Source organism: Candidatus Neomicrothrix sp. (assembly GCF_035329545.1).
Lineage (GTDB): Bacteria > Actinomycetota > Acidimicrobiia > Acidimicrobiales > Microtrichaceae > Microthrix > Microthrix subdominans.
Genome location: NZ_DAOLGP010000007.1, coordinates 81,875 through 107,945, shown reverse-complemented (window position 1 = coordinate 107,945; position 26,071 = coordinate 81,875). Strand labels below are relative to the sequence as shown.

The window sequence follows — 26,071 nt, the reverse complement described above, 5'->3', positions numbered from 1 at the left end:
CATCGCAGGTGTTAGGCGGCGCCGGTGACCACTCTGGCGTCAGGGCTGGAGGTCGCCCCGCTCTGCCAGCCCGTCGAGCAGCATGTGGAAGTACATCAGCCCGGCGTAGGGGGCCCATGGCTCCATCAGGGTCAGGATCTGCTCCCGGTCGGGTGGGTTGGTGAGGGTAAAGAATCGCTGCAGCTTGTTGCGAGCACCGATATCGTCGGCGGGGAAGACGTCGATGTTGCCGAGACCCCGCAGCAAGGCGTATTCGGCCGACCATCGTCCGATCCCGCGGAGGCCGGTCAGCATCCCGGTTGCGGTTTTCCGGTCGGCCGACGCCAACAGGGTCTCGTCGATGGCGCCCGCAAGCACGGCGTCAGCGCTGTCCATGATGTATTCCGCCTTGCGCATGCTGAAGCCCAGCTGGCGGAGGTCGTGCACCGATTCGCCGAGAACGGCGGCCGGTTCGGGGAACGTGACCATGCCATGGTCGTCGTCCGGACGCACCCCGAACCGTTCGGAGATGCGGTTGAGTAGCTCGATGCCCACCTCCAGGGACAGCTGCTGGTTGGCGACCGCATTGACGAGGGCCTCGAACAGCGTGGGAAACCTGGGTGGCTTCACCCCGCGCATGCGTTCCGCCAGCGGTCCGACCAGGGCATCTTCGTCGGCCAGGGCGTAGAAACCGCTGAGGTCGACGTCCAGCCCCAGCAGGCGGGTCAGCTGCGCCTCGACCGACTGCCGTTCGTCGACCGTGAGGGCACCGGCGGTCAGGTTGCGGACGATCAACAGGGGGTCATCGGGATCGTCGCGCTGTTCAACCTCGACGGTGACCGCCCGATCTCCGACGTGCAGTGCCCGTCGGTAGGTGCCCTCCCAGCGGTCGACCAGGTTCTTGCCCCGCCGCCGCAGCGCCCACACTGTGAGATCCAGGCGAAAGGGCGGGCGTGGACGCAGCAGGATCTCGTCGTCGCCCCCAGTGGCACGGGCTTGAGCGTCGATTCTGCCCCCTGCGGTTTGCCGTTTGACGTCACGGGTACAAATGGACTCCACAAGATATGCGAGGAGTGAGATGTCGAACGACGCCAAGGTGAGCAAGAACATCGTTGAAGTACTCGAGGACGGAAAAAAGGGGTTCGACCACGCTGCTGACAAGCTGGCCGAGTCCAACCGGGCCGACCTGGCACCCATGTTCCGTGAGTTCTCGGAGCAGCGGGCCGGTTTCGCAGCTGAACTCACGACGATGGCTGCTGCCTACGGCGACGAGATCGACGAGCACGGCTCGGTCAAGGGCACGATCCACCGCGGCTGGATGGCCGTCAAGGACGCACTGTCCGGCTCCGACCCCGACGGCATTCTCGATGCCGCCGAGCAAGGCGAGGACCACGCTGTCGATTCCTACAAGAAGGCGCTCGACGAGGACATCTCGCCAGAGCTGAAGGACGTCCTCCGTCGCCAGATGGGCACGGTGCAGGCCACGCACGACCAGGTGAAGGCGCTGCGCAACGCGACCGACTGAGTCCAGCTTCACGCTGTACCTGATGGGCCTTTACCCGAGAGCGAGGCTCCCGGGTGAGGGCCCATCGTCGCGTCCGGCCTGCGAGTCAGCGGTGACCTCGGACGGTGAGTTCGCCGATGCCGGTGCCGTCTCCAAGTCGGCCCAGGTGCACGCCGGCAGCGTCGCACATCTTCGTGAGCTGCTGGCGGCTGACCATCGGTACGTGTTCACGCTGATTCACAAGTTCGGCCTCGACCGGACCGCCGGTGTGACGACCATGCCGGTGCTGTCGGATCGATCCGACGTGATCGTGATCACCGACGAGGCCCACCGCAGCCAGTACGACACGCTGGCGCTCAACATGCGCCGGGCGCTGCCCAACGCCTCGTTTATGGGGTTCACCGGCACGCCGCTGATCGACGGCGAGGAGCTGACCCGGGAGCAGTTCGGCGATTACGTGTCGATCTACAACTTCAGCGATGCCATCGAGGACGGCGCCACGGTGCCGCTCTACTACGAGAACCGCATCCCCGAGATTCAGCTGACCAACGAGAACTTCGCCGACGAACTGGGCGAACTGCTCGAGGATGCCGAGCTCGACGAGGAGGCCGAGGGGCAGCTGGCTCGAAGGTTCAGCACCGAATACACGCTGCTGACCCGGCCCGACCGGCTGCGCAAGATCGCCGAGGACCTGGTGCGCCACTTCGTCGGCCGGCGGTTTGCCGGCAAGGCGATGTACGTTGGGCTCGACAAGGCGGCGGCGGTCCGTATGTACGACTACGTCAGCGAGGCGTGGGCCGAACATCTGGCCGAGCTGCGCATCGAGCACGATGCGCTGCCTGTGTTGGAACGGCCGTGGCTGGCCAGCCGCATCGAGTTGATGGAAACCACCGACATGGCGGTCGTCGTCAGCCAGGCCCAGAACGAGATCGCCCACATGGAGGCGGTGGGGCTGGACATCAAGCCCCACCGGGCCCGCATGATCTCCGAGGATCTCGCCGCCAAGTTCAAGGCCACCGACGACCCGCTGCGCATCGTGTTTGTGTGCGCCATGTGGATGACCGGGTTCGATGCCCCGGCCGTGTCGATGATCTACCTCGACCGGCCCATGCGTAACCACACGCTGATGCAGACGATTGCCCGGGCCAACCGGGTGTTCCCCGACAAGGACAACGGGATGATCGTCGATTACATCGGCGTGTTCCGCAACCTGGAGAAGGCGCTCGCGATCTACGGGGCGGCCAACGTCGAGGCCCGCGTGGACTCGCCCATCCAGAACGTTGAGGCGCTGGGGTCCAGCTGGGTCTGGCTATCGACAAGGTCATTGAGCTGTGTGCCTCCCGTAATGTGGATGTCGTGGCGCTGAGGGAGGCGTCCGGGTTCGAGTTCATCCCGCTGCGTGATGACGCGGTGAACAAGTTGCTGGTGGACGAGATCACGAAGGCCTCGTTTCTGGCGTCGGCACGGCTGGCCCGCAAGCTGTTCAAGGCGCTGCTGCCCGACCCTGCGGCGGCCGCCCACCAGGGCACGATCGCTGCGATCCGGACGGTTGCCGAGCGGATCACCGACCTGTCCCGTCCGACCGGTCCTGACCTCAGCGACGTCACCGACGCGGTCGATGAGTTGCTGGATCGGTCGGTGGGCGCCGAGGAGTACGTGATCCGAGCTGCTGCCGAGGGGAGCGAGCCCGACCCGCTGATCGACCTCTCCAAGATCGACTTCGACTCACTCGCCGCAGCGTTCGCCGGCCGCAAACGGGCCGAGACCGACCGGCTGGCAGCATTGTTGAAGGAGCGGGCCACTGCGGCGGCCACTCGTAAACCGACCCGCCAGGACCTGGTGGAGCGCATCGAGGAGCTGATCGCCCAGTTCAACGCGGGCAGCCTCAACATCGACGAGTACCTCCGACGGCTCGTCTCGCTCAACAACACGCTGTCGGACGAGGAACGCCGGACCATTACCGAAGGGCTCGACGAACAATCGCTGGCAGTCTTCGACCTGCTCACCACGCCCGAGCCGGAGCTGACCGACGCCGAGCGAGCGTCGGTGAAGGAGAGCGCCAAGGAGCTGCTGGCGGAACTACACGAGTGGCTGGTGTTCGACTGGCGACGGAAGACCGAGACGATGGCCGGCGTGCGCACCACGATCAAGAGCGTGCTCGACGACGGGCTGCCGGACGACCCATATCCATCCGAACTTTTCGACACCAAGGTCGACGCCGTCTTCAACCACATCGTCTCGTCGTACGCCGGAGACGGAGCCAGCGTGTACAGCGACGGCGCCGCGGCGCCGTCCGGCAGCACGGCCACGCTACAACAAGGCGATGGAGGACTCGGTGGTGAAGACCGTGGCGGGCTTCCTCAACACCGATGGCGGCACGCTGCTGATCGGGGTCGGGCCCGACCTCAAGACCGTTGGCCTCGACCAGGATTACGAGAAGGTGAAGCCCAAGAATGGCGACGGCTTCGTCAACCGGTTGACCACCCACCTCATCAACGCGATTGGCAATGTCCCGGTGTCGCGAACGCGGGCACGGATCGTTGTGCGCGAGGGCCGGGAGATCTGCCGGGTCGATGTTGCTGCGATGCCCGATGGTGTGCGCGCGAAGACAAGTAAGGCCGACAGCGTGTTCTTCGCGCGATTGAACAACTCCACCCGTGCCCTCCCAGAAGTCGACGTGGCCAGCTACCTGGCCACCCGTCCGAGCCATCTCATGACCGGGCTGACCGCAGGTTGCCCAGGCGCTCCGATTCCCGACGCCAAAAATCGGCAGATGGTCCAATTGGAACGCAATGCCCTCTTGCGGAGACTTGGGCGGCGGAGGCCAGGGGCCGATGCCACTCGTAGGCCAGTGCCGCTCGGAGCTCGGCCTCGGTCAAACAGAAGTCTTCTGCGACGACATCGATCTCTTCGCCAGCGTCGACCAGTTCAGCGAGATTCTCGGTGCGAATGCCGGACACATGCGGAGCACCGAATGCCACGTCCGGCTGGATCGCAACCGGTGACTCGCGTCCGTTGGGCGAGATTCGAATTGCAGGGCCGTCTCCGTCCGCGAAGTCGACCTTGCTGAGGAAGTCCTCGGCAATTGTCGACAGGCCAAGCTGGCCGTCGGGCTCGGTGACGACCAACCACGCGCGGTGACTGAGCTGGCTGTCGTCCTGGATCTTCAACGCCAGCTTCTTTCCAGGAGCAACGAACGGCTTCTTGTGGGCCAACGGGTAGCTGAGGTTGAGCTCCTCTCGAAGCCGTTCAATTAAGCGCCGGATATCCGCCATGGGAACGTCGTGGACTCGGCGGTATTGCCGCACATACCAGCACTCGACGAACTCACCCCAGGTGAGGTTGGGGCTTCCGGTCGGTGCGGTTCGCACGACGGGCTCATACTTCACGCCCTTTCGTGTGCCACCTTCCAACCAATAGCCGAGCGTTGTCTTGGGCATCCTGAGGTAATCAGCGGCCAACGCCACGCTGTACAGCGGGAGATCCAAGGTGGAGAGTTCGCTCATCAGGTTTGAGAGTACAGCGGTCGACGGGTGTGGGAGCGCCACTTTTTGCTCGGTGCGGTAGTGCGTGACCGACCCGGCCTTCAGGGTGAGCCAGTGGGTCAAGACGCTGTCGAGTGCAGGATGCGCTCGATCTCGGTGATCGCCCGGGCGGTGCCGTCCTCCTTGGAGATCAGCTCGGAGAATGCTTGTGCTCTCTCGAAGTATCCGTTGGCGGGGTCGAGGACTGCTGCCACGGCCGCTGCCAGATCGCGGTCCTTGCGCACCCAGGCGCCCGTGCCGAGTTCCCGTTGGCGACGCCCGTGCGCGACCTGGTCGTAGAGGCAGGGGACCACCACGGACGGGACGCCTGCGAGGAGCGCGAGGCTGTTCGTTCCGTGAGCACCGGAGTGAACGATGGCCTTGGATCGACCCAGCAGCGGGGCGAGCGGGATGAACGGATGAACGAGGTGCTGGGGACCGGCGCGTTCGGTGAGATGCGCAGCGAGCGCGTCGTTCGACGCAAGGACCACCGCTCGTTCCTGGAGGGAATCGAGTGCGGCGAGAGCCTGGTCGAAGACCTGCGAATTCGCCGATGCGGCACTGGTACCCAGGGTCACCACGACGGGAGCGTCACCCGCGTCGAGAAACTCGGTTACCTCGCTGTCGAGCCGTCCCCCATCCGGCCCCTCCCACGGGGTGAACCCGAACATCTTGTAGTTGTCGGGCCAGTCGGGTCGGGGCGGGTAGTAGGCGGGGGGAACCAGAGCCAGGTTGGCCAGCGGCGACAACCGGGCGTCCATCACGTTCCAATCCTCGTTGCTCAACCCGAGTTGCTTTCGGAACGCCCGAAAACCCTTGGCGCCGAACATGGGGTCCAACAGTCGGGACCTGGCTCCACGAATCAACAGGCGGTTGACGCGGCGGCCCAGGTAGGGCAGCGAGCTGATCGGGTCGTACTCGGACAACATGATCATGGGGAACAGATCCCCAACCACCAGCGGTACGTCGTGGACTTCGGCGACCATCGACCCGGTCACAGCGGCCGCCGGATGCGAAACCAACAGATCGGCGTCCGCCACCTCCGCCTCCAGCGCCGCGTAAAGTTGCGGCAGGTACGGGATGGTGAGTTCACCAAAGTAGAGGCGCAACATGAGGCCACCACCGAAACGTTTGCCCCATCGCGCCACGTACTCAGCGTGCTGGTCGAGCAGCTTCGGCCCGTAGTCCGTACCCGAGGACGCACATCGGAATGGCTCGGATGCGAAAAGCGTGTGGTATTCCTCCGGCGCAACGAAGACCACGTCGTGGCCCCCTCGAGCGAGGCCTGAGGCGATCGGAACGTACGGAAAGACGTCGCCCCGGTACGCCATCGAATACACCACGATCTTCGTCATGGCCTGTCAGCCTTTCACGGGTTTCATCGCAGTGAGCCGACATGAATACAAGTGTTGAGGTCAAGACAGCGAGCTCGATGGCGAAGGGCAGCTTCATCCGTCCAGCGGTACCTTCCGGGTTAGAGGTCACTCGGACGGGTAGCGGTCACGCTTCGGGCGACGGCCCCGAGCGTGATGGTTCCGGTGGGCGCTCCGAGCTGCGTGTACATGCGATCGCGGAGCAGGGTCTGTTGCCGGGTTGGAAGAGCGGTGCAGTAGGCGCCTGCGGGGCCGATGCCCGCTTGGAACCCGGCCCAGACCTCGTCGAAATCGCGATAGGTGCTGCGTACTTCGATCGTGGTCTCGTTGATGTCGGTGAGCTCGGCCGCGGCGAAGAGTGCGGCGATCTCGCCTGGACGACCCAAGCGGAGGGTGCGGATGGTGTCGTGCACGTCTGGATCGAATTCGAGCGCAGCGTCCCAGAACGCTCCCAGCATCTCCATGCCGTGATCTGCGTCCCAGACACATGCGCCGATCATGCCTCCCGGACGCACGACCCGATGCAGTTCGGAGCTTGCAGCCTGGGAATCACCCACGAAGTGAAGGACCAGCTGGGTGGCGGCAACATCGAAGTGGGCATCGGGAAACGGAATGGCCTCAGCCCGACCCTGATGGACGTCGACGCCGGGGTTGCGAGCGGCGCACTCAGCGACGAAACCGGGCGAGGGGTCGCAGGCTGAGACCGCTGACGCGCCAAGGGCTGCGACGAGCGCAGCGGTCAGCGCACCCGGGCCGCAACCGACGTCGAGGGCCCGCTGACCCGGCTTCAGGGCCAACGTTGCGATGAACTTGGGCGCCAGTACGGCGGAGTAGCGGCCCATGAAGGCGTCGTAGGAGGCGCCGGTGGCCTGGAACATGTGAGGACCGTCGCCTGGTTTCATGGGAAGCCGCTCCTTCATCGAGACGCGTCCCGACCGCTGTCAGTGTACGGCCGTCGGGTTGCCGGCTCGGGCTCCCTTAACCTTCGTCACGACGGCGACGATGAGAAAGCCGACCGCCAGGCCGATGAGCGCGGATGCCAAGGTGTTGACCAGCCACGACAGCACCCCGCCGATGCCGGCGACGTTGCCGGCCGGCTCCTCCAGCGAGTGCACGAACTCATACGGGGCGTGCCAGCCCAACTCGTCGCTGCCGACCAGCAGGATGTGTCCGCCTACCCAGATCATGGCGGCGATGCCGACGGTCGACAGGACGGCCAGCAGCTTCGGCATGGCGTTGACCAACCCCCGACCGACCTTTTGCGAGACGCTGCCCGAGCGCTGGGCCAGGCTCAGGCCCACGTCGTCCATCTTCACGATCAGCGCCACGACGCCGTACACCAATAGTGTGATCACCACGGCGACGATGGCCATGATGATTGCCCGTGACACGAAGCCTTCGTCGATCACTTCCTTGAGGGCAATCACCATGATCTCGGCCGAGAGGATGAAGTCGGTCCGGACGGCGCTCTTGACCGTCTTCTCCTCGATCTCGCGGCCGGATGCCGTCACCACGACATCAAGGTCGGGCATCTCGTCGTGACCGTCGGAGTGGGCACTGAAGCGGTGATGAATCTTCTCGGCGCCCTCGAACGCCAGGTAGGCGCCGCCGAACATGAGGATGATCTCGACGAGGATCGGGACGAACTCGCTGAGCACCAGCGCCGCCGGGAGGATGATCAGCAGCTTGTTTCGCAGCGAACCGGTGGCGATCTTCTTGATGACCGGCAGCTCCCGCTCGGCGGCCAGCCCCTGGACGTAGGCCGGGGTGACCGCCGTGTCGTCCACCACGACACCGGCGGCCTTGGCACTCGCCCGGCCGGCTGCAGCGCCGACGTCATCGATCGATGCTGCGGCCAGCTTGGCCAGCGCTGCGATGTCGTCGAGGAGCCCAAACAGGCCACCGCTCATGTGATCTCCTCACCGCTGGGTGGCGGCCGTCTCCGTCGTTGGTGTGCTGCGCATTCTGTCCGATTCTCGCGGCCCCGGGAACATACGCTCACCGTCCGAGTCAGACTGAGGTTGTTGCAGGAGTAACGAGCAGGGGGCGATTGGACGATGCCGTACAACGACACGCGGGTGATTCACGACGCGGACGCGCACATCATGGAGACACCGACGTGGCTCGGTGACTACGCCGACCCGAAAATTCGCAGCCGGATCGAGCCGCTGAGCTATCCGGGCGGCAACGAGCTGCGCCAGACCGGGGACCCGGCGGATCAGCAACGCGACCTTGGGGAGGCGTTCGAGCGGCTGGCCGAGCGGCATGCGTCCGATGGGTACCGCGCCGATGAGCAGGCCGAGGTAATGGCCCGCAAGAACTTCGCCGCAACCGGCTCGTTCATCGCCGACGATCGGCCACGGGCCCTCGACCTGTTGGGCTTTTCCAGCCAGCTGGTGTTCAACACGTTTCACAATCGTCGCCTCCACGACTGGGAGCACGGCGCCGACCTCGACTTGGCCTACGGCGCAGCCCGGGCACACAACCGGGGGATGACCGAGTTCTGCTCGGTCGATCCTCGGCTGCTGCCCACCTGTTACGTCCCGCTCGCCGACTTCGACCGAGCGGAGGCAATGGCCGCCGAGGCGATCGACGCCGGCGCCGCGGCGCTGCTGGTGGCGTCGGGCTGTCCGTCGGGACACTCGCCCAGCCACACCGGGCTCGATCCGGTGTGGGCCCAGGCCGAGGAGGCGGGCATCCCGATCGTGTTCCATGTCGGCGGCACCGGCGACCTGATCGACCCGAACTACTTCAACAACGGCCTACCGGTGCCACCCGACTTTCACGGCGGCGAGGAGAACTTCCGCTCGGTCGACTACCTGGGCATTCCCCACCCACCGGCCCAGAGCATCGCCACGATGATCTTCGACGGGGTATTCGAGCGTTTTAGCGAGCTGAGGGTGGGCGTGATCGAGCAGGGCGCCATCTGGGTGCCGTCGTGGACCCGGCAAATGGAGTCGGCGTTCGAGGCGTTCGCTCGCCACGAGGAACGGCTACGGGCCTTGTCGCTGCGGCCGACCGAGTACGTCACCCGGCAGATGCGCTTCACGCCGTACCCCACCGAGGACGTCGGCTGGATCGTCGAACAGTCGGGCCCGGAGGTATGTATGTTCTCCTCCGACTACCCGCACGTCGAGGGCGGCCGGCGGCCGATCGAACGTTTCGAGGCGTCGCTGGGCGACGCACCGGAGGCCGTTCGGGACCGGTTCTATCGGGCCAACTTCGCCGACCTGATGGGCACAGCGCTGTCCTGAGTTCATCTGTGACACCCGCCCCTTGGCCCCAAGCTCAACTGGACAGACTGTTTGTGTCAACGCTGATCTACCTCTACGGGCCACCGGCGTCCGGCAAGCTCACGATCGCTGAGCGCGTCGCGGAAAGGGCCGGTGCGAGACTGTTCCACAATCACCTCACGGTTGACGCGGCGCGTGCGGTCTTCGGGTTTCGATCCGACCCGTTCGATCGCGTGGTCCAGCGCTTCTGCCTGGACGTGTTCGCCACAGTGGCGTCGGCCGGCATCGACCTGGTGTTCACCAACAGTTCGGCGTGGGGCGGACGGATGCGCGCCAGCGGTTCGCCGCCTTCGCCGAGGATGCTGCGAACGTCGTGGACGCTCAAGGTGGGCAGACCTTCTTCGTCCGGGTTGACGCCCCGCCGGAAGAACTCGAACGACGCCTCGCCAACGAATCCCGCAGGCGACACCACAAGCTGACCCATATCGCTCGGCTGAGGGAACTGATGTCGAGTCACGACCCTTCGTCGCTCCACCTGGCAGATCTGATCGTAGATACCGCTCGACTCTCTCCCGATGAAGCCGCTGATCTGATCGTGGCATCCTCACCAGGTCTTGAGCGGCTGATCAACTGACGCGTGTGCCAACTTGGACATCGAGCGGAGCGACACAACCGGATGTCAGCGCAATGAGACGTTGAGCGGCTCGGCGTCACCCGATTGGGGTGATTGGAGCAAACGCTCAAGAAATCCGGCCCGATGTCGGCTGAGGGGTGGTATTTTCGCCCGATGACCACCATGGCGGAGAAGACCAGTTCACCGGCTGAGCGGAGGGAGCGGGGGCGCAAGCTGCGCAAGGAGGCTCCACGCTCAACGATGGCGGACTGGACCCCGCCGACCGACCGGCGGCCGGCGGTGGAGATCCTCGCCGAACAGGAGACCACCCGGGTGCCGGAGTTGGTCCCCATCCGTCACGAGCGCATGGTGGTGTCGCCATTTACCTTCTACCGGGGCGCAGCCGCCGTCTTCGCCGCCGACGTAGCGGGAACACCGAACTCCGGTCTCAACGTGCAGTTGTGCGGCGATGCCCACCTCACCAACTTCGGTGTCTTCACGTCGCCCGAACGCAACCTGGTCTTCGACATCAACGACTTCGACGAGACCAATCCCGGCCCGTTTGAATGGGACCTGCAGCGCCTGGCCGCCAGCTTCGAAGTTGCGGGCCGGGCAAACGGCTTTCCTGAGGCGAAACGGCATCGAATTCTGGAGCACCTGGGGCGGACTTTCTGCTCGTCGATCGCCGAGATGGCCGCCTCGGGCTATTTGGACGTCTGGTACGACCACCTGACGATGGACGAAGCGAACGCACGGTGGGGTTCGAAGCTCAGCCCGGAAGCGATGAAGAACCTCGCACGTCTGCTGCGCAAGGCCCGATCGAAGAACAACCTCCGAGCATTCTCAAAACTGGTGACCGTCGTCGACGGGGTGCCGCGCTTCGCCAGCGATCCACCGCTGTTCGAGCGGGTCGAGGAGGTGCTGGCCGACGCTGAGTATGACCAGGTGGTCGACGTCGTCACCAAGGCCTTTGAGTCCTATCGGGATTCCCTCCAAACCGACCGGCGGCTGTTGCTGGATCGTTACCGCTTCGTCGACCTGGCTCGAAAGGTGGTTGGCGTCGGCAGCGTTGGCACCAGGTGCTGGGTGGCGTTGATGATGGGTCGCGACGACGATGATCCCTTGATGCTGCAGGTGAAGGAGGCCGAGGCTTCAGTGCTCGAAGCCCACACCGAAGCCAGCGAGTGGTCGACCAACGGCCAGCGGGTGGTGGAAGGTCAGCGCATGATTCAATCTGCGAGCGATGTCTTCCTGGGCTGGACCCGGTCGCAGGGCGTCGACGGACGTACCCACGACTACTACTTTCGCCAGTTGTGGGACGGCAAGGGTTCGGCCGACATCGACTCGATGCAGCCCGAACAGATGGAGGTGTACGCCAAAATGTGCGCCCACACCCTGGCCCGTGCTCACGCTCGCACCGGTGACGCCGCTGCCATGTCCGGTTACCTGGGGGGTGGCAAGACGATCGCCCGCCACCTCGCCCAATTCGCGTCCAACTACGCCGACCTGAACGCGGCCGACTACACCGCCTTTGCGGCAGCAGTCGGCCGCTAGCGGGCAGGCGTCAGGGGTGTGGGTCTCCCGGCGCCCCGCACTGGCAAAATCGATCGCTGATGGGCGGCCGCACGGCCACCCATCAGCTCAGTGGGAGCTGGCGCAATCCACGCAGTAGTCGGTGTCGGGCACCGCTTCCATGCGCTCGTAGGGGATGTCCTTGCCACATGCGGCACAGACGCCGTAGGTGCCTTCGTCGACGCGCTCAAGCGAATGCTCAAGCTCGGCAACCGCCTCGAGAGCAGCGTCGAGTTCATCCCGGCCCAACTCGCGGTGGACCGGATTGTTCGTGTCGGCAAGAGCTTCGAACGCTTCCGTGGCCTGCTGCACGCGTTCGCGCTGGGCCGCAAGCTGGTCGTTGAGCCAGGTGCGAAGGGTTTGTTCTTGGTCGCCGGTGATGTGTTCGTCGGCACCAGACGGCGTGTTGGGACCAGTAGCGGTGGTCGTCATTGCTGCTCCTTTCCGAGCGGCATGCGTGAAAGTGACGGGCGAGCGCCCCCTGGGCGCGCAGCGAATCGAGGGCTCAACCGTGCCAACGGCCCACCGTAGGGGAGAAGGCTGCGGAGTGCTCTGTAGATATCATACGTCATTAAGGTCAGATACTTGTTGGTTCCTCACACCGTGGGTGGGTGTTGACCAGGTCGGCGATCGTTCTCCATGGTCCAGGGCCGCAGGGATCGCCATGCTGAATGTTGCCGGCCCTCCTCGCTCTGTGACGAAGCCAGCGCGGTCCGTCAAGTGTCCGGCAGGTCGGTTGGGTGGAGTTGTCGAGCCGAAACATGACGCGACCGCGTCCACGCTGTAGAACGGAGGCGATACAACTCAAGGAGGCGGGGCGATGACGACGACCACCCCACAGGGTGCAGGGCCGGCGGGCGGGGGCGGGATCATAGAGACGCGAGGCGGCGACCTCGCCCCTCTGGCCTCTCATGCCCACCTGCTCCAGCCGATTATTGAGCGTGCTCGGGTCGATCCAGACAAGGTCGTCGCCGGTATCCGGGACGGCTCGACGTTCATCGACGTCACCGCGGCCGAATTTCTCGCCCGGGTGCGCTCGCTGGCCAAGGGCCTGATCGGTTCGCAGGTGGAGCCCGGCGACCGGGTGGTGATCATGTCGGCCACCCGCCTGGAGTGGCTGCTGGTCGATTACGCCATCCTCGCCGTGGGCGCCGTGACCGTGCCGATCTACGAGACCTCCGCCGGCGAACAGGTCGATTGGATCCTCGCCGACAGCGGGTCGGTTCTCGCCGTGGCTGAGAACACGCAGATGGCCGAGAAGATCGAGGGCTGCGTAGCCGACCCCGAGGTGGCGTGCCGCGAGGCGCTCGTGATCGACGAGGGTGGCTTGGACGAACTGGTCATCCGTGGCGTCGAGGTCACCGACGAACAACTTGACCAGCGAATCGCTGCGATCAGCGTCGACGACCTGGCAACGATGGTGTACACGTCGGGGACGACCGGGCGTCCCAAGGGGTGCAAGACAACCCACGCCAACCTCCGTTCCAATGTGATGCAGAACCTCGATGCGGTGAAGGACATGCTCGGTAGCGACGATCGCAGCCTGTTGTTCCTGCCGCTCGCCCACACCTACGCCAAGATCATCGCCCTGGTTGGCTCGGAGTACGGGATCAAAGGGGTGTTCTCCTCCGGCATTTCCAACCTGCCCGAGGAGCTGGCAATGGTCTCCCCCACGATGGTGGTGGCCGTGCCCCGCGTGTTCGAGAAGATGTTCAGCGCAGCCCAGCAACAGAGCAAGGCGAAGAATCTCGGCCCGATCTTCGCCCGTGCCACCGAGGTGGCGATCAGCTATTCGAAGCAGCGGGCGAAGGGCTCGGTCGGTCTGTTGACCAAGGCGGAGCACGCGCTGTTCGACCGGCTGGTGTACTCAAAGATCCGGTCGGCCTTCGGCGGCTCGTTGCGTTTCGCATTCAGCGGCGGCAGCCCGCTGGGCGACCGGCTCGCCTATTTCTTCGACGGGGCGGGCGTTCGCATCTTCGAGGGCTACGGGCTGACCGAGACCAGCCCGGTGCTCGCCGTCAACACGCTGAGCGCCTGGCGGCCAGGCACCGTGGGGAAACCGGTGGCCGGGACGACGATCCGTCTCGCCGACGACGGCGAGGTGCTGGCCAAGGGCCCCCAGGTGTTCCAGGGCTACTGGAAGAATGACAAGGCCACCGCCGAGGTGCTCACCGACGACGGCTGGTTCCGTACCGGCGATGTCGGTCGGATCGAGGACGGGTTTCTTCGCATCATCGGCCGTAAGAAGGAGCTGATCGTCACCGCCGGCGGCAAGAACGTCGCTCCGGAGCCGATGGAGGATCGCCTACGTTCGCACTCGCTGATCAGCCAGGCGATGGTCATTGGCGACAACCGCCGCTTCATCTCGGCGCTGGTCACCATCGACGAGGAAGTGTTCGATGCCTGGTGGCCCGGCGAGGCGGGCGACGAGGTGAAGGTGGCCGACGTCGTCGATCACCCCGACCTGCGCGCCAGGGTGCAAGAGGCGATCGACGACGTGAACTCGTCGGTGTCGCGTGCCGAGTCGATCCGCGCCTTCGCCATCCTGCCGCACGATTTCAGCGTTGACGATGGCGAACTGACGCCGACGATGAAGGTGCGGCGGGCGATAGTGGCCAAGCACTATGACGGCCTGATCGACGGCATCTACGCCAGCTGACCCCCACCATCACCGAATCGCTCGGCGCTGCGGGTTGGGCTCAGCGAAGGATCAAGCCGATGCGGCCCAGGTCGACCAAAGCGTCGTTGGCCACGAACTCGACCGAGCCGCCGGTGCGCACGACGTGCTCGATCAGTTCGTCGACGGGATCGTCCATCACCTGCACGTCGGCCGGGGCGGCCGGGACCAAGCGGTACCCGTCCGCCTCGACCGACGGGCGTGCGCGATAGTCCTCCTCGACGACGAGCAGGTGACCTCGGCCCTCCCGGGCCAGCTGCCAGACCTCGTCGATACCGGTGACCGCCTTCTCGGCGTGGGCGGCTGCGCTCAGTTGATCGATCACCTCGGAGCGGCGCGCCTTGAGCTGCTGACGCATGACCGGCCACGACAACTGGCCGAGGTCGTAGGCCGAGGTGTCGTCGTGGCCGCCGTCGATATGGCCGGCGCTCAGCGACGCGTGCTCGGTGACCTCGGTGAAGGTGGCCACCGAGCGTTCGACGCCGGCGACGACGATCGGCAGCGGGTCCGCGCGGGTCACCTCGGCGAGGCCTTTGTCGACGCTCCGGTAGAAGTTGCGGCGCTGCTCCTGGTCGTCACCGGCCGGTTCGCGCGCAAAGCGGCCGGCGACGGCGCGGCGATCGCTGTGAGCGATGTCGGCCGAGAACGGAAATCCATGGTCGGTCACCTCGCTCAAGTCGTCGCGCACCGCTGCAAACAGCCGAGCAACGTGATCGGACACCACGAGCACCCGATAGCGGGGGCTCCTCCGCAGGCCCTGCACCAGCATTCGCGTCGATGGCGTGGTCGCCAGAGCCAGCTCCTCTCGAACCGGGAACGGCAACGGATGCGCTTCGGCCACGTCGGCGGTGGCGACGAGGACCACTCCGTACGCGCCGCCGCCGAGATCGACCGACCCAGCGGCACGATCGAGGTTGGCGATGATCGGGCGGGGATTGTCACTGCGGTCGCTCACCTGCGCGGTGGCATCGGCGACCAGGTTGCGGAGCCGGATGCGGTCCGCGTCGCTGTGGGGCCGGTGTCGGTCGAGCGGGAGCGTGATCGTCACGACGAGCTCGGCCTCCAGCTTCAACAACCGGTTGACAACGTCCAGCATGATTTTTCTCCCAGCTCGCTCGGTTCGCTTCGCTCTGTCTGTTGCCTCGTTCCTAGCACCCGCTCGTCGTCACCGCCCGAGGAGTGACCCTGCGCACCTTCGGCAGCGTTCTGCGGGGCCGCAGCCGACATCGACCACGGCGTCGGCGTCGGCGGGCGGGCCGCGACGGGCCAGACTGTGGGCGTGTGGCGATCCTTTGACGTCGGTGCGGTTGTCGATGCGATGAGCAGCGACGCCCAGGTGGTCGCCGGGGTCGGTGGCCTGAACCGGCAGGTGAGCCGGGCCAAGATCGCAGCCACGTCCGACCAACTGGCCGACGTAGGCGCAGGCGAGTTGGTCGTCACCAGCATCGAGGCGCTGCTCGACGACGGGGAGGCGTGGGAGCACCTGCTCGGACGGTTGGACGCAGCCCAAGTGGCAGCGGTCGCCGTTCGCATCGACGGCGACAACCCACTTCCGGAGGCGCTGTTGCGGGCGGCCGACGCCCAGGCCGTGCCGCTGATCACCTTTCCCAGCGAGGCCGTGCTCGCCGACGTGACCACAGCGGTGCTCGACGCGCTGCTCGATGCTCAGGGCAGGCGCCTGGAGCGCATCCTCGACATTCATCAGCGTTTCACCCCCATCGTCCTCGCCGGCGGGGGCGCCCCGGAGATCGCCACCACCCTGTACCTGCTGCTCGGCTGCCCGGTCGCCGTGCTCGACCCCGAAGGGCGGGCGACCGTGGTCGTGCCCTCCGACGCCGAAGTGGGGGTCGACTTTGCCGAGTCTCGCTGGGTCCGCCAGCCGATCCTGGCCGGGGAGTTCCGCTACGGCGAGATCGTCGCCCTCACCACGGAAACGGAACTCGACGACGAGGGACGGCTGGCGCTGCAACGCGCTTCGTCATCGATCGCTGTGCGGATGGCCCATGCCACCGCCGCCGCCGCCGAGCGGGCTCGCTTTGCGGCGACGTCGCTCGAAGAGCTCATCTCGGGGCACGCCGGCGATATCGCCGATGTGGCCGAGCGGGCGATCAGCTTCGGATGGGATCTGGCCCGCCCGCGGGCCGTGCTGTTGGCTTCGATCGACCCGCCGGTCGATCAGGACGTGGTGTCGACCGCCCTGGCCACCATCTCTGCGGCTGCCCAGACCACGCTGGGACGAGAGGTGATCGTCTGGACCCGCAGCACGACGATCGCCGCACTGATCGCCCCCGAAACCGCCGAACCGGCCGAGCGACGGGCGATCGCCGAACGGCTTCGCCGGGAGCTCGACGAGCGGGTGGTCGACGTCAACGTCAGCATCGGCGTCGGTCGCCGCGTCGACGACCCGATGTCGATACCTCGGAGCTACCTCGAGGCCAGTCGCGCAGTCGACGTCGGGCGGTGGGCGAGGGGCCGCCACATCACGGCGGTGTTCGACCAGCTTGGGCTGGAACGCCTGCTGGCCTCCACTCCCACCGAGGACCTGGCCGAGTTCGTCGAGCAGGCGATCGGACCACTGGTCGATTACGACAGAACTCACCAAAGCGAGCTGGTTGCGACGTTGGGGATGTGGCTGGAGACCCGCAACATGGCCGAGGGCGCCCGGCGCCTCCACGTGCACTACAACACGTTCAAGAATCGGCTGGACCGGATCGAGTCGATCCTTGGAGCGCTGATCGACGACGCCGCCCGGTCGCTTGAATGCGAGGTGGCCGTTTACGTCTTCCGTCATTACGACGGCCCCTGGCACCCCGACGGCGCCTCGTAACGCCTCGCGGCGGTGGTACCACCCACCTGGGGTTGGCGAGCCTCGTCTGCCTGCTCGACGGCCGAGGTCAGTGCAGCGTGACGCCCACGTCCGCGAGCACCTCAGCGAAGCGGTCTGAGCGCAGGAGTTCCTCGGCGGCCGCCAGCTCCGGCGCCAGGTAACGGTCGGGGCCCGGTCCGGCAACCTCGGTTCGCAGTAGCTGATGCAGCGCGTCGGTGGCGGGGGAGGGCTCGAGCGGTGCCCGCAGGTCGATAGCCCGGGCGGCGCAGACGTATTCGACGGCCAGGATCCGGCGGACGTTGTCGATCACCTTGCGCAGCTTGCGCACCGCCAGCCACGCCATGGACACGTGATCCTCCTGCATACCCGAGGTGGGCAGCGAGTCCACCGACGCCGGGGCGGCCAGGCGCTTGTTGTCCGACGCCATCGCCGCAGCGGTGTAGTGGCCGATCATCAGCCCGCTGTCGACCCCGACCTCTTCCGCCAGGAACGGCGGCAACCCCTGGCTGCGGGTGTGATCCAACATGCGGTCCATCCGACGCTCAGCGATCGCACCGATCTCGGAGACGGCGATGGCCAGGAAGTCGGCGGCAAACCCAAGCGGAGCCCCGTGGAAGTTGCCGCACGACTCGACCCGGCCGTCGGGCAGCACCATCGGATTGTCGATGGCGGAGGCCAGCTCGTAACCGGCGACCGAGGTGCAGTGGGCCAGCGTGTCGCGCACCGCCCCGTGCACCGAGGGCGTGCAGCGGATTGAGTAGGCATCCTGCACCCGCACGTCGTCGGGGGTGTCGTGGCTGGCGACGATCGGTGAGCCGGCGAGCATGGTCACCAGGTTGGCGGCGGAGATGGCCTGGCCCGGCTGAGGACGAATGGCCTGAAGGTCGGCGGCGAAGGGTGAGGCGGTGGCCAGCAGCCCCTCGACGGTCATGGCGGTGATGGCATCGGCCTGGACGAGCAGGCGGGCGGTGTCGTCGATCGCCAGGCACAACATGCCGAGAATGGCGTCGGTGCCGTTGGTGACCGCCAGACCCTCCTTCTCGGCCAGGACGATCGGCTCGAGGCCGGCGTCGGCCAGGGCGTTGGCTGCGGGGCGGCGGCGACCGTCGTGGTCAACCTCGCCCTCGCCGAGCAGCGCCAGGGCGCCGTGGGCCAGCGGAGCCAGGTCACCGCTGGCGCCGAGCGATCCGTACTCGGGCACGACCGGCGAGATGCCGGCGTTGAGCAGATCGACCATGCCCTGGGCCACCAGCGGACGGGCACCGCTGTAGCCGAGGGCCAGGGTGCGGGCGCGAAGCAGCATCATCGCCCGGACGACCTCGTCCTCGACCGGGTCGCCCATGCCCGCTGCGTGGGAGCGGACCAGGGCTGCCTGAAGGGCGCGTCGGCGCTCCGGCGGGATCGACACGGTGGCAAGTGCTCCGAACCCGGTGGAGATGCCGTAGTTGGGTGCGCCTTCAGCGAGACGTTCGACCGTTGCCCGGGCGGTTTCCATCGCGTCGAGTGCGGCTGGGGTCAGCTCGACCCGCTCGCCTCGGCGGGCGACGGCGACCACATTGGCGATCGTGACGCCGGGGCCGTCGAGTTGGATGGTCATGTGAGGTCCTCTCCGCTGAAGCGAAGCTCGCGTTCGAGCGCTTCGACGGCATGGTTGAGTGCGGTTTCGTGTTCGGCGCGTTCCTCGATGCCGAAGCGGTGCTCCGGCCCGACGATCGACACGGCGATGCCCAGCGTCCCCTCGACGGGAAGCGCTCGGCTGATGGCGGTGATGTCCTCCTCGATCGCACCGGTGCGATCGACGACCAGGCCGGGGCTGCGCAGCGCCGACCCCAGGGCGGAGTTTTCCAGGGGCACATCCTGGCCGACCCAGCCAACGTGGCGGATCGCCCGGGGGCTCTCCGCGGCGGCGACGTAGGTGCCGATACGTCCGTCGCTGATCGCCAGGTAGGCGGATTCGCCGGTCTCCGCGGCCAGCCGATCGAGGTGGGGCTGGGCGGCGGCGGCGAGTCGGTCGAGCACGCTGCGGTCGCGCAGCGAGGCGGACAGGCGCAACAGGGTGGGTCCGGCCGAGTAGTCGCCTGAATCGTCGCGCTCCAGGTAGCCGCGAACCTCGAGTGCCCGCAGGTAGCGCAGCGTGGTGGTGGGCGTGAGACCGGACGTGGTGGCGGCGCTGGTCAGGTTGCAGCTGTGCTTGGACAGCACGATCTCCAGCACGTCGAGGAGCCTGCCGATCGAGCGAGGGACCGCCGGATCCTCGGATGCCGTGCCGTCGAGCTCCGCGTCGTCGGAGGTGTTCGGGCTGGAGGGTTCGGGTGTCGCCGGGTTCATCGCCTGCTCCGATCGCTTTCGCTGCGTGCCGAGTGTGTCGTCTGGTGACAAACGTTGTTACTGATTGACAACGTAGTGGTGTGACGGCCACACTGCAAGCCATGAGCAACACGTTTGGTCCCCTTGGCACCCCGGTCACAAACATCTCGGCACCCCGCGGTACCAACCTCACCTGCAAGGGCTGGCAGCAGGAGGCCGCCTACCGCATGCTGCAGAACAACCTCGACCCCGAGGTGGCCGAGAACCCCGACGAGCTGGTCGTCTACGGCGGCACCGGTCGGGCCGCCCGCTCGTGGGACGCCTACCGGGCGATGCTTCGGGGGCTCACCTCGCTGGAACGCGACGAGACGATGCTGGTGCAGTCGGGCAAGCCGGTCGGGATTATGCGGACCCACGAGTGGGCGCCCCGAGTGATCATGGCCAACTCCAACCTGGTGCCCGACTGGGCCAACTGGGACGAGTTCCGTCGTCTCGAGGCCCAAGGCCTCACCATGTACGGCCAGATGACCGCCGGGTCGTGGATCTACATCGGCACCCAGGGCATCCTGCAGGGAACGTACGAGTGCTTTGCCGAGATCGCCCGCCTCCGCTTCGGCGGCACGCTGGCGGGGACTCTCACCGTCACCGCCGGTGCCGGCGGCATGGGCGGCGCCCAGCCCCTGGCGGTGACGATGAACGACGGCGTGGCGCTGATCGTCGACGTCGACCAACACATGCTGCAGCGTCGCGTTGACCACCGCTACCTCGACGAGATCGCCCCGGACTACGCCAGCGCCGTCGCCAGGGTGACCGAGGCGAAGCGCACCAAGACGCCGCTGTCGGTCGGGCTGCTCGGCAACGCCGCCGACATCCTGCCCCGTCTGCTGGCCGACGGCGTCGACGCCGACATCGTCACCGACCAGACCAGCGCCCACGACCCGCTGAGCTACCTGCCGAACGACCTCTCCTCCGAGGCGGCCGAGGACATGAAGCGCAACGACCCCACCGAGTTCACCCGGCGGTCGCGAGCGGCGATGGCGGCCCACTGCGAGGCGATGGTCGGCTTCATGGACGCCGGCGCCGAGGTGTTCGACTACGGCAACAGCCTGCGGGCCGAGGCCAAGCTGGGTGGCTTCGACCGAGCCTTCGACTACCCGGGGTTCCTGCCCGCCTACATCCGCCCGCTGTTCTGCGAGGGGCTTGGCCCCTTCCGCTGGGTGGCGCTCTCGGGCGACCCGGCGGACATCGCCGCCACCGACCGGGCCGTGCTCGAGGAGTTCCCCGACAACGAAGGCCTGCACCGCTGGATTCAGCTGGCCGGCGAACGGGTGGCGTTTCAGGGGCTGCCCGCTCGCATCTGCTGGCTGGGCTACGGCGAACGGCATCGCTTGGGGCTGCGCTTCAACGAGATGGTCCGCTCCGGCGAGCTGTCCGCCCCGGTGGTGATCGGCCGCGACCACCTCGACTCCGGATCGGTGGCCTCGCCCTACCGGGAGACCGAAGCGATGGCCGACGGGTCCGACGCCATCGCCGACTGGCCCTTGCTCAACGGCCTGATCAACACCTGCTCGGGCGCCACCTGGGTGAGCATCCACCACGGCGGCGGCACCGGCATCGGCCGGTCGATCCACGCCGGTCAGGTCAGCGTCGCCGACGGCACCGACCTGGCGGCCGAAAAGCTGGAGCGGGTGCTGACCAACGACCCGGGGATGGGCGTGATTCGACACGTCGATGCCGGCTACGACCGAGCGATCGAGGTGGCCGATGAGCGCGGCGTCACGATACCTATGAAGACGGAGGCAACATCATGAGTAACTGGACGATCGAGGGCGACTACGAGGCCGACGGGGCGGTGTGCGTGCGTGGCGCGTTCACCCCCGAACAGATCGGCTGGGCCACCGAGGCGATCGACGAGAACCTCGCCGACCTGTCCCCCAGGGCCAAGCGGGCCAGCGCCGACAGCGACGGGGCCTTTATCGAGGACTTCTGCAACTGGAATCGGCTGCCGGCCATGGAGCGCTTCATCAAGGAGTCGCCCGGGGCCGAGATCGCCGCCGAGCTGACCCACTCCGACACGGTGCGGCTCTACCACGACCACGTGCTGGTCAAGGAGCCGGGCACCAAGCAGCGCACCCCCTGGCATCAGGACCAGCCGTACTACAACGTCGACGGCACCCAGAACGCGTCGATGTGGTTTCCGGTCGATCCGGTGGCCCGGTCGGCCACGTTGGAGTTCATCGCCGGCAGCCATCGGGGTCCCTGGTACATGCCCCGCACCTTCCTCGACGAAGAGGCCAAGTGGTTTCCCGACGGTGCGCTGGCCGAGCTGCCCGACTTCGACAACGAGCCCGACCGCTGGAAGATCCTCGGCTGGGAGCTCGAGCCGGGCGATGCGGTGTTCTTCAACATGTTGACCGTGCACGGCTCCGGGGGCGTGTCCGGCGCCAACCGGCGGCGGGTGCTGTCGGTGCGCTACCTCGGCGACGACATGGTGCACGCCCCTCGGCACTGGACCACCTCGCCGCCCTTCGACGGTCTGGACGCCGAGATCCCCGAGGGGGTGCCGATGGACCATCCGCTGTTCCCGATGCTGTGGACCCGGTCCGACGGACTGGTTGCTGCTTGATGGCAACGCGAGAGGTTCTGTCGATCGGCCACCCGGCGCTGCGGGAGGTGGCCGAGCCTGTTGCGCCGGCCGACGTCACGTCGCCGGCGACCCAGGCGTTGATCGACGACCTCATCGCCACGATGCGCCACGCCAACGGCGCCGGCCTGGCCGCCACCCAGGTGGGCGAGCCGGTGCGCATCGCCGTCATGGAGGTGGGCGACAACCCCCGCTACCCCTACAAGCCCCGCATCCCGCTGACCGTGGCGATCAACCCGGTGATCGAACCGCTCGACGACGAGCTGGTCGTCATCAACGAGGGCTGCCTGTCGGTGCCGCTGCGGGGCGAGGTGCGGCGCCACGTCAACGTGCGGGTGCGCTACCTCGACCGGGACGGCGGCGAGCACGACGAGGTGATCCGTGGGTTGACCGCCGCCACCTGGCAACACGAGTGCGACCACCTGGACGGCGTGCTGTTCATCGACAAGGTGGACGACCCGACCACCCTCAGCACCTGGGACGAGTACGAGACCCACCACCGCGACGCGTTCGTCGAGCGCATCACGGCGTTCGTCGGCCGGGTGGGTTCATGAGCATGGTGGGTTCGTGAGCATGGTGGGTTCGTGAACTGGGTTGGTTCGTGACGGAAACCTCAGCGCTGTTGACCGCGCACGGCCTGCGTTTACGGCGCAGCAAACTGGGTGACGCACGGAGGCGTCCAGCCGCCATGCGGACGAAGGGAGCTCCTGATGGAGCAGCGCATCGACATGTGGAAGCAGGCCCCGGACGCGTTCAAGGCGGTGCTGGCGCTCGAGACCTACGCCAAGAAGAACGTCGACCCCACGTTGTTCGAGCTGATCAAGATCCGGGCCTCGATGATCAACGGCTGCGCCTACTGCCTGGACATGCACACGACCGACGCCGTGGCGGAGGGCGAGGATCCGCGGCGAGCGATCGCAGTGGCCACATGGCGGGAGTCGCCCTATTTCAGCGAGGCGGAGCGGGCGGCGCTCGAACTCACCGACGAGGTCACCCGCATGGGGGAGCACGGCGTGACCGACCGGGTCTGGGACGCTGCACGCCAGCACTTCGACGAACTCGAAGTCACCAACATCGTCATGGCGATCGTGGCCATCAACATCTGGAACCGGGTGGCGGTCACCGCCCACACGCCGGCTGCACCGTTGGCGAGCTGAGTCGGGGAGGCGTCGCCACGCTTGCCGGTTGCACGAAGGCACTGGTGGGCCGGTGAGCAGGGCAATCAGCGGCAGCTACCACTGCGATCTGGCGGTGATCGACGGGGTGGTGGAGGCCGCGGTGGCGATCGATGTCGTCGACGGTCGGTTCGCGTCGATCACCCCGGGTGCCGATCCGCCCGACGGGGCCGTGCGCCTGGCTGGCCTGAGTATCCCCGGCCTGGCCAACACCCACAGCCACGCGTTCCACCGGGCCTTGCGGTCGCGCACCCAGGCCGAGGGCGGCACGTTCTGGACGTGGCGCGAGGTGATGTACCGGGCGGCCGCCCGTCTCGACCCGGACGGCTACCACCGCCTCGCCCGGGCGACGTTCGCCGAGATGGCGCTGGCCGGCATCACCTGCGTGGGCGAATTCCACTACCTGCACCACCAGGCCAACGGCACCCCCTACGACGACCCCAACGCCATGGGCGAGGCGGTGCTGGCGGCCGCCGCCGAGGCCGGCATTCGCATCACCCTGCTCGACACGTTGTACCTGCACGGCGGCCTCGACGGCGACGGGTACCTGCCGGTCGGCGCCGAGCAGCGCCGCTTCTGCGACGCAAGTGCCGAGTACTGGGCGCAACGGGTCGACCTGCTCGGCCCCGATCCCTCGACACAGCGGGTGGGCGCAGCGATCCATTCGCTGCGGGCGGTCGACCCGGCGGCGATGTCGACGCTCACCGACTGGGCGGCGGCGACCGACGCCCCGCTGCACGCCCACGTGTCCGAGCAGACCGCCGAGAACGAGGCCTGCCTCGCCCACCACGGCGTCACGCCCACCGCCCTGCTCGCCGCAGCGGGCGCGCTGGGCCCACGGTTCAGCGCCGTGCACGCCACCCACCTGACCGAGGCCGACATCGTCCTGCTCGCCGACGCCGAGGCGATCGTGGCGATGTGCCCGACCACCGAACGCGACCTGGGCGACGGCATCGGCCCGACGGCGTCGTTCGCCGACGCAGGGATTGCGATGACGCTGGGCACCGACTCGAACGCCTCGATCGACATCTTTGAGGAGGCCCGGGCCTTGGAGCTGCACGAGCGGCTGCGCAGCCAACGCCGCGGCGTCCACGCGGCGCCCGAGCTGCTGGCGATGGCGACCGAGAACGGCCATCGCAGCCTGGGCTGGGATGACGCCGGCACGATCACTGTGGGGGCCCGGGCCGACCTGGTAACGGTGACCCTCGACTCGGTGCGCACCGCCGGCACGCCCCCCGGCTCGGCGATCGAGGCAGCGGTGTTCGCCGCCGCTGCGAGTGACGTCACGCACGTGTTGGTCGACGGGCGTGTGGTTGTGGCCGATGGGCGCCATGCCACGCTCGACGTCCCGGCCGAACTGCAGGTGTCGATCGCAGAGTTGCTGGATTGAGTGTTGCTGGACTGAGTGTTGCCGACCCCAACCAATGCCAACAGAGAGTTGCTGGACCAATGAGTACCGAATCGCTCGTGATCGACAACATCGGCTCGCTGATCACCAACGACCCGGCGTTGGGCCGGGGCCCGCTGGGCATCGTCGAGCACGCCAGCGTCGTGATCGATAACGACGTGGTCGTCGAGGTGGGCCCCGCCGGTGCGCTCGCCGACCGCCGCATCGATGCCGAGGGCGCCTGCGTGCTGCCCGGCTTTGTCGACTCGCACAGCCACCTGGTGTTCGCCGGCGACCGGGCCGAGGAGTTCACCGCCCGCATGGCGGGCAAGCCCTACGACGGCGGTGGCATCCAGGTGACCACCGATGCCACCCGGGCCACGCCCACCCCGGCGCTCGACGCGCTGGTCCGAAACCGGTTGGCCGAGGCGCACCGGGCGGGCACGACGACGATCGAGATCAAGTCCGGCTACGGGCTGACCGTCGACGACGAGGCCCGGTCGGTCGACATCGCCCGCGCCCACACCCCGGAGGCCACGTTTCTCGGAGCGCACCTGCTGCCGCGCGAGTTCGCCGGGCGTGCGGACGACTACATCGACCTGGTGTGCAACGACATGCTCGGCCGGGTGGCGGGCACGGCCAAGTGGGTGGACGCCTTCTGCGAGACCGGAGCGTTCGACGCCGACCAGTGCCGGGCGGTGCTCGACGCCGGCCGGGCGGCCGGGCTGGGCCTGCGGCTGCACGGCAACCAGCTGGGTCACGGGCCGGGCGTGCAGCTGGCCGTCGAGTGCGGGTGTGCCTCGGTCGACCACTGCACCTACCTGACCGACGTCGACATCGAGGCGCTGTCCGGGAGCGACACGGTGGCGACGTTTCTGCCCGCCACCGACTTCTCCACCCGTCAGCCCTACCCCGACGCCCGTCGGGTGATCGACGCCGGCGCCACGGTGGCGTTGGCCTCCAACTGCAACCCGGGGTCCAGCTACACGACATCGATCTCGTTCTGCATCGCCCTGGCTGTGCGGGACATGGGCATGACGATCGACGAGGCGATCGCCGCCGTCACCACCGGCGGCGCTGCGGCGCTGCGGCGCACCGACGTGGGTCGCCTGGCGCCGGGGTTTGCTGGCCACGCCGTCATCCTCGACGCGCCCAGCCATCACCACTTGGCCTATCGCCCGGGTGTCCCCCTGATCCGCCAGACGATCGGTCCGTTGGGTGGTGGCTGACCGTGGCTCGCCGGCGTTGGCAGGCGG

General features: G+C 67.1%; 22 protein-coding genes and 2 pseudogenes. 14 read left to right on the top strand and 10 right to left on the bottom strand.

All coding sequences use genetic code 11. From position 1 onward, the window contains the following. Nucleotides 1-39: 39 nt before the first annotated feature. Nucleotides 40-1,038 carry a DNA-3-methyladenine glycosylase family protein gene (locus PKD89_RS06170; protein WP_289010233.1) on the bottom strand — a complete coding sequence of 333 codons (999 nt, stop codon included), beginning with the start codon at nucleotides 1,036-1,038 and terminating at the stop codon, nucleotides 40-42. 19 nt (nucleotides 1,039-1,057) lie between these two features. Here PKD89_RS06170 and PKD89_RS06165 point away from each other — a divergent pair, with 19 nt between their 5' ends. The 4 genes and pseudogenes from PKD89_RS06165 to PKD89_RS19800 form a co-directional block, all read left to right on the top strand. Then, a complete protein-coding gene (locus PKD89_RS06165; protein WP_289010232.1) occupies nucleotides 1,058-1,504 on the top strand; it encodes a ferritin-like domain-containing protein in 447 nt (148 codons plus the stop codon). Nucleotides 1,505-1,595: 91 nt separating this feature from the next. Then, nucleotides 1,596-2,849: a type I restriction enzyme subunit R domain-containing protein gene (locus PKD89_RS06160; RefSeq protein ID WP_289010231.1), complete on the top strand. Its 1,254-nt coding sequence runs from the start codon at nucleotides 1,596-1,598 to the stop codon at nucleotides 2,847-2,849. Then, nucleotides 2,831-3,655: pseudogene (locus PKD89_RS19805) on the top strand (type I restriction enzyme endonuclease domain-containing protein); the annotation flags it as partial. The gene PKD89_RS06160 and the pseudogene PKD89_RS19805, both read left to right, overlap by 19 nt. 151 nt (nucleotides 3,656-3,806) lie before the next feature. Then, nucleotides 3,807-4,088, top strand: a pseudogene (locus tag PKD89_RS19800) (AlbA family DNA-binding domain-containing protein); the annotation flags it as partial. A gap of 106 nt (nucleotides 4,089-4,194) precedes the next feature. On the opposite strand, the gene PKD89_RS06150 reads toward PKD89_RS19800, so the two are convergent. From PKD89_RS06150 to PKD89_RS06135, 4 genes are all read right to left on the bottom strand, one after another. After that, a complete protein-coding gene (locus tag PKD89_RS06150) occupies nucleotides 4,195-4,989 on the bottom strand; it encodes a DUF433 domain-containing protein (protein ID WP_289010229.1) in 795 nt (264 codons plus the stop codon). 98 nt (nucleotides 4,990-5,087) lie between these two features. Beyond that, entirely contained in the window at nucleotides 5,088-6,362 is a 1,275-nt protein-coding gene (locus tag PKD89_RS06145) for a glycosyltransferase (RefSeq protein ID WP_289010228.1), read from the bottom strand. A gap of 119 nt (nucleotides 6,363-6,481) precedes the next feature. Beyond that, nucleotides 6,482-7,258, bottom strand: a complete 777-nt coding sequence (locus PKD89_RS06140) for a class I SAM-dependent methyltransferase (protein ID WP_289010227.1) — start codon at nucleotides 7,256-7,258, stop codon at nucleotides 6,482-6,484. Nucleotides 7,259-7,321: 63 nt separating this feature from the next. Next, nucleotides 7,322-8,290, bottom strand: coding sequence for a DUF808 domain-containing protein (locus PKD89_RS06135; RefSeq protein ID WP_289010226.1), 969 nt, complete (start codon nucleotides 8,288-8,290; stop codon nucleotides 7,322-7,324). A gap of 147 nt (nucleotides 8,291-8,437) precedes the next feature. Between PKD89_RS06135 and PKD89_RS06130 the strand changes: the two genes are divergently transcribed. After that, nucleotides 8,438-9,634, top strand: coding sequence for an amidohydrolase family protein (locus PKD89_RS06130; RefSeq protein ID WP_289010225.1), 1,197 nt, complete (start codon nucleotides 8,438-8,440; stop codon nucleotides 9,632-9,634). Nucleotides 9,635-9,785: 151 nt separating this feature from the next. On the opposite strand, the gene PKD89_RS06125 is transcribed toward PKD89_RS06130, so the two are convergent. Further along, nucleotides 9,786-10,097 carry a hypothetical protein gene (locus tag PKD89_RS06125; RefSeq protein ID WP_324332319.1) on the bottom strand — a complete coding sequence of 104 codons (312 nt, stop codon included), beginning with the start codon at nucleotides 10,095-10,097 and terminating at the stop codon, nucleotides 9,786-9,788. 303 nt (nucleotides 10,098-10,400) lie between these two features. On the opposite strand from PKD89_RS06125, the gene PKD89_RS06120 reads away from it, so the two are divergent. Continuing rightward, nucleotides 10,401-11,780 carry a DUF2252 domain-containing protein gene (locus tag PKD89_RS06120; RefSeq protein WP_289010223.1) on the top strand — a complete coding sequence of 460 codons (1,380 nt, stop codon included), beginning with the start codon at nucleotides 10,401-10,403 and terminating at the stop codon, nucleotides 11,778-11,780. A gap of 87 nt (nucleotides 11,781-11,867) precedes the next feature. Here PKD89_RS06120 and PKD89_RS06115 read toward each other — a convergent pair whose 3' ends face one another. Beyond that, on the bottom strand, nucleotides 11,868-12,230 hold the full coding sequence (locus tag PKD89_RS06115) for a TraR/DksA family transcriptional regulator (protein WP_289010222.1): 363 nt from the start codon (nucleotides 12,228-12,230) through the stop codon (nucleotides 11,868-11,870). Nucleotides 12,231-12,618: 388 nt separating this feature from the next. Here PKD89_RS06115 and PKD89_RS06110 point away from each other — a divergent pair, with 388 nt between their 5' ends. After that, on the top strand, nucleotides 12,619-14,457 hold the full coding sequence (locus PKD89_RS06110) for an AMP-dependent synthetase/ligase (RefSeq protein WP_289010221.1): 1,839 nt from the start codon (nucleotides 12,619-12,621) through the stop codon (nucleotides 14,455-14,457). 40 nt (nucleotides 14,458-14,497) lie between these two features. Here PKD89_RS06110 and PKD89_RS06105 read toward each other — a convergent pair whose 3' ends face one another. Further along, the gene (locus PKD89_RS06105) at nucleotides 14,498-15,571 is read right to left on the bottom strand and encodes a hypothetical protein (RefSeq protein WP_287390129.1); all 1,074 of its coding nucleotides are present in this window, start codon (nucleotides 15,569-15,571) and stop codon (nucleotides 14,498-14,500) included. Between the two features lie 183 nt (nucleotides 15,572-15,754). Here PKD89_RS06105 and PKD89_RS06100 point away from each other — a divergent pair, with 183 nt between their 5' ends. Next, the gene (locus PKD89_RS06100) at nucleotides 15,755-17,302 is read left to right on the top strand and encodes a helix-turn-helix domain-containing protein (protein ID WP_289010220.1); all 1,548 of its coding nucleotides are present in this window, start codon (nucleotides 15,755-15,757) and stop codon (nucleotides 17,300-17,302) included. 67 nt (nucleotides 17,303-17,369) lie between these two features. On the opposite strand, the gene hutH is transcribed toward PKD89_RS06100, so the two are convergent. Next, nucleotides 17,370-18,899, bottom strand: coding sequence for a histidine ammonia-lyase (gene hutH / locus PKD89_RS06095; RefSeq protein WP_289010219.1), 1,530 nt, complete (start codon nucleotides 18,897-18,899; stop codon nucleotides 17,370-17,372). After that, nucleotides 18,896-19,630, bottom strand: a complete 735-nt coding sequence (locus PKD89_RS06090; RefSeq protein ID WP_287390123.1) for an IclR family transcriptional regulator domain-containing protein — start codon at nucleotides 19,628-19,630, stop codon at nucleotides 18,896-18,898. Before PKD89_RS06090 ends, hutH begins: the two co-directional genes overlap by 4 nt. A gap of 101 nt (nucleotides 19,631-19,731) precedes the next feature. Between PKD89_RS06090 and hutU the strand changes: the two genes are divergently transcribed. From hutU to hutI, 6 genes are all read left to right on the top strand, one after another. Continuing rightward, nucleotides 19,732-21,420, top strand: a complete 1,689-nt coding sequence (hutU, locus tag PKD89_RS06085) for a urocanate hydratase (RefSeq protein ID WP_287390121.1) — start codon at nucleotides 19,732-19,734, stop codon at nucleotides 21,418-21,420. After that, nucleotides 21,417-22,235: a phytanoyl-CoA dioxygenase family protein gene (locus tag PKD89_RS06080; RefSeq protein WP_289010218.1), complete on the top strand. Its 819-nt coding sequence runs from the start codon at nucleotides 21,417-21,419 to the stop codon at nucleotides 22,233-22,235. The genes hutU and PKD89_RS06080 overlap by 4 nt, the downstream gene beginning before the upstream one ends. Then, nucleotides 22,235-22,807 carry a peptide deformylase gene (gene def / locus PKD89_RS06075; protein WP_289010217.1) on the top strand — a complete coding sequence of 191 codons (573 nt, stop codon included), beginning with the start codon at nucleotides 22,235-22,237 and terminating at the stop codon, nucleotides 22,805-22,807. Before PKD89_RS06080 ends, def begins: the two co-directional genes overlap by 1 nt. Nucleotides 22,808-22,963: 156 nt before the next feature. Further along, nucleotides 22,964-23,410 carry a carboxymuconolactone decarboxylase family protein gene (locus PKD89_RS06070; protein WP_324332316.1) on the top strand — a complete coding sequence of 149 codons (447 nt, stop codon included), beginning with the start codon at nucleotides 22,964-22,966 and terminating at the stop codon, nucleotides 23,408-23,410. Nucleotides 23,411-23,462: 52 nt separating this feature from the next. After that, nucleotides 23,463-24,818 (top strand): formimidoylglutamate deiminase, encoded by a 1,356-nt coding sequence (locus tag PKD89_RS06065; protein ID WP_289010215.1) that lies wholly within the window; start codon nucleotides 23,463-23,465, stop codon nucleotides 24,816-24,818. A 59-nt stretch (nucleotides 24,819-24,877) separates the two neighbouring features. Beyond that, nucleotides 24,878-26,044 carry an imidazolonepropionase gene (gene hutI, locus PKD89_RS06060; protein ID WP_289010214.1) on the top strand — a complete coding sequence of 389 codons (1,167 nt, stop codon included), beginning with the start codon at nucleotides 24,878-24,880 and terminating at the stop codon, nucleotides 26,042-26,044. Nucleotides 26,045-26,071: the final 27 nt, after the last annotated feature.

Coding starts and splice junctions, on each gene's coding strand:
- PKD89_RS06080 (WP_289010218.1), top strand. CDS start 21,417: ATGAGTAACTGGACGATCGAGGGCGACTACGAGGCCGACGGGGCGGTG.
- PKD89_RS06090 (WP_287390123.1), bottom strand. CDS start 19,630: ATGAACCCGGCGACACCCGAACCCTCCAGCCCGAACACCTCCGACGAC.
- PKD89_RS06135 (WP_289010226.1), bottom strand. CDS start 8,290: ATGAGCGGTGGCCTGTTTGGGCTCCTCGACGACATCGCAGCGCTGGCC.
- PKD89_RS06125 (WP_324332319.1), bottom strand. CDS start 10,097: ATGGGTCAGCTTGTGGTGTCGCCTGCGGGATTCGTTGGCGAGGCGTCG.
- hutI (WP_289010214.1), top strand. CDS start 24,878: ATGAGTACCGAATCGCTCGTGATCGACAACATCGGCTCGCTGATCACC.
- hutH (WP_289010219.1), bottom strand. CDS start 18,899: ATGACCATCCAACTCGACGGCCCCGGCGTCACGATCGCCAATGTGGTC.
- PKD89_RS06115 (WP_289010222.1), bottom strand. CDS start 12,230: ATGACGACCACCGCTACTGGTCCCAACACGCCGTCTGGTGCCGACGAA.
- PKD89_RS06105 (WP_287390129.1), bottom strand. CDS start 15,571: ATGCTGGACGTTGTCAACCGGTTGTTGAAGCTGGAGGCCGAGCTCGTC.
- PKD89_RS06145 (WP_289010228.1), bottom strand. CDS start 6,362: ATGACGAAGATCGTGGTGTATTCGATGGCGTACCGGGGCGACGTCTTT.
- PKD89_RS06110 (WP_289010221.1), top strand. CDS start 12,619: ATGACGACGACCACCCCACAGGGTGCAGGGCCGGCGGGCGGGGGCGGG.
- PKD89_RS06150 (WP_289010229.1), bottom strand. CDS start 4,989: ATGAGCGAACTCTCCACCTTGGATCTCCCGCTGTACAGCGTGGCGTTG.
- def (WP_289010217.1), top strand. CDS start 22,235: ATGGCAACGCGAGAGGTTCTGTCGATCGGCCACCCGGCGCTGCGGGAG.
- PKD89_RS06130 (WP_289010225.1), top strand. CDS start 8,438: ATGCCGTACAACGACACGCGGGTGATTCACGACGCGGACGCGCACATC.
- PKD89_RS06140 (WP_289010227.1), bottom strand. CDS start 7,258: ATGTTCCAGGCCACCGGCGCCTCCTACGACGCCTTCATGGGCCGCTAC.
- PKD89_RS06070 (WP_324332316.1), top strand. CDS start 22,964: ATGGAGCAGCGCATCGACATGTGGAAGCAGGCCCCGGACGCGTTCAAG.
- PKD89_RS06165 (WP_289010232.1), top strand. CDS start 1,058: ATGTCGAACGACGCCAAGGTGAGCAAGAACATCGTTGAAGTACTCGAG.
- hutU (WP_287390121.1), top strand. CDS start 19,732: ATGAGCAACACGTTTGGTCCCCTTGGCACCCCGGTCACAAACATCTCG.
- PKD89_RS06120 (WP_289010223.1), top strand. CDS start 10,401: ATGACCACCATGGCGGAGAAGACCAGTTCACCGGCTGAGCGGAGGGAG.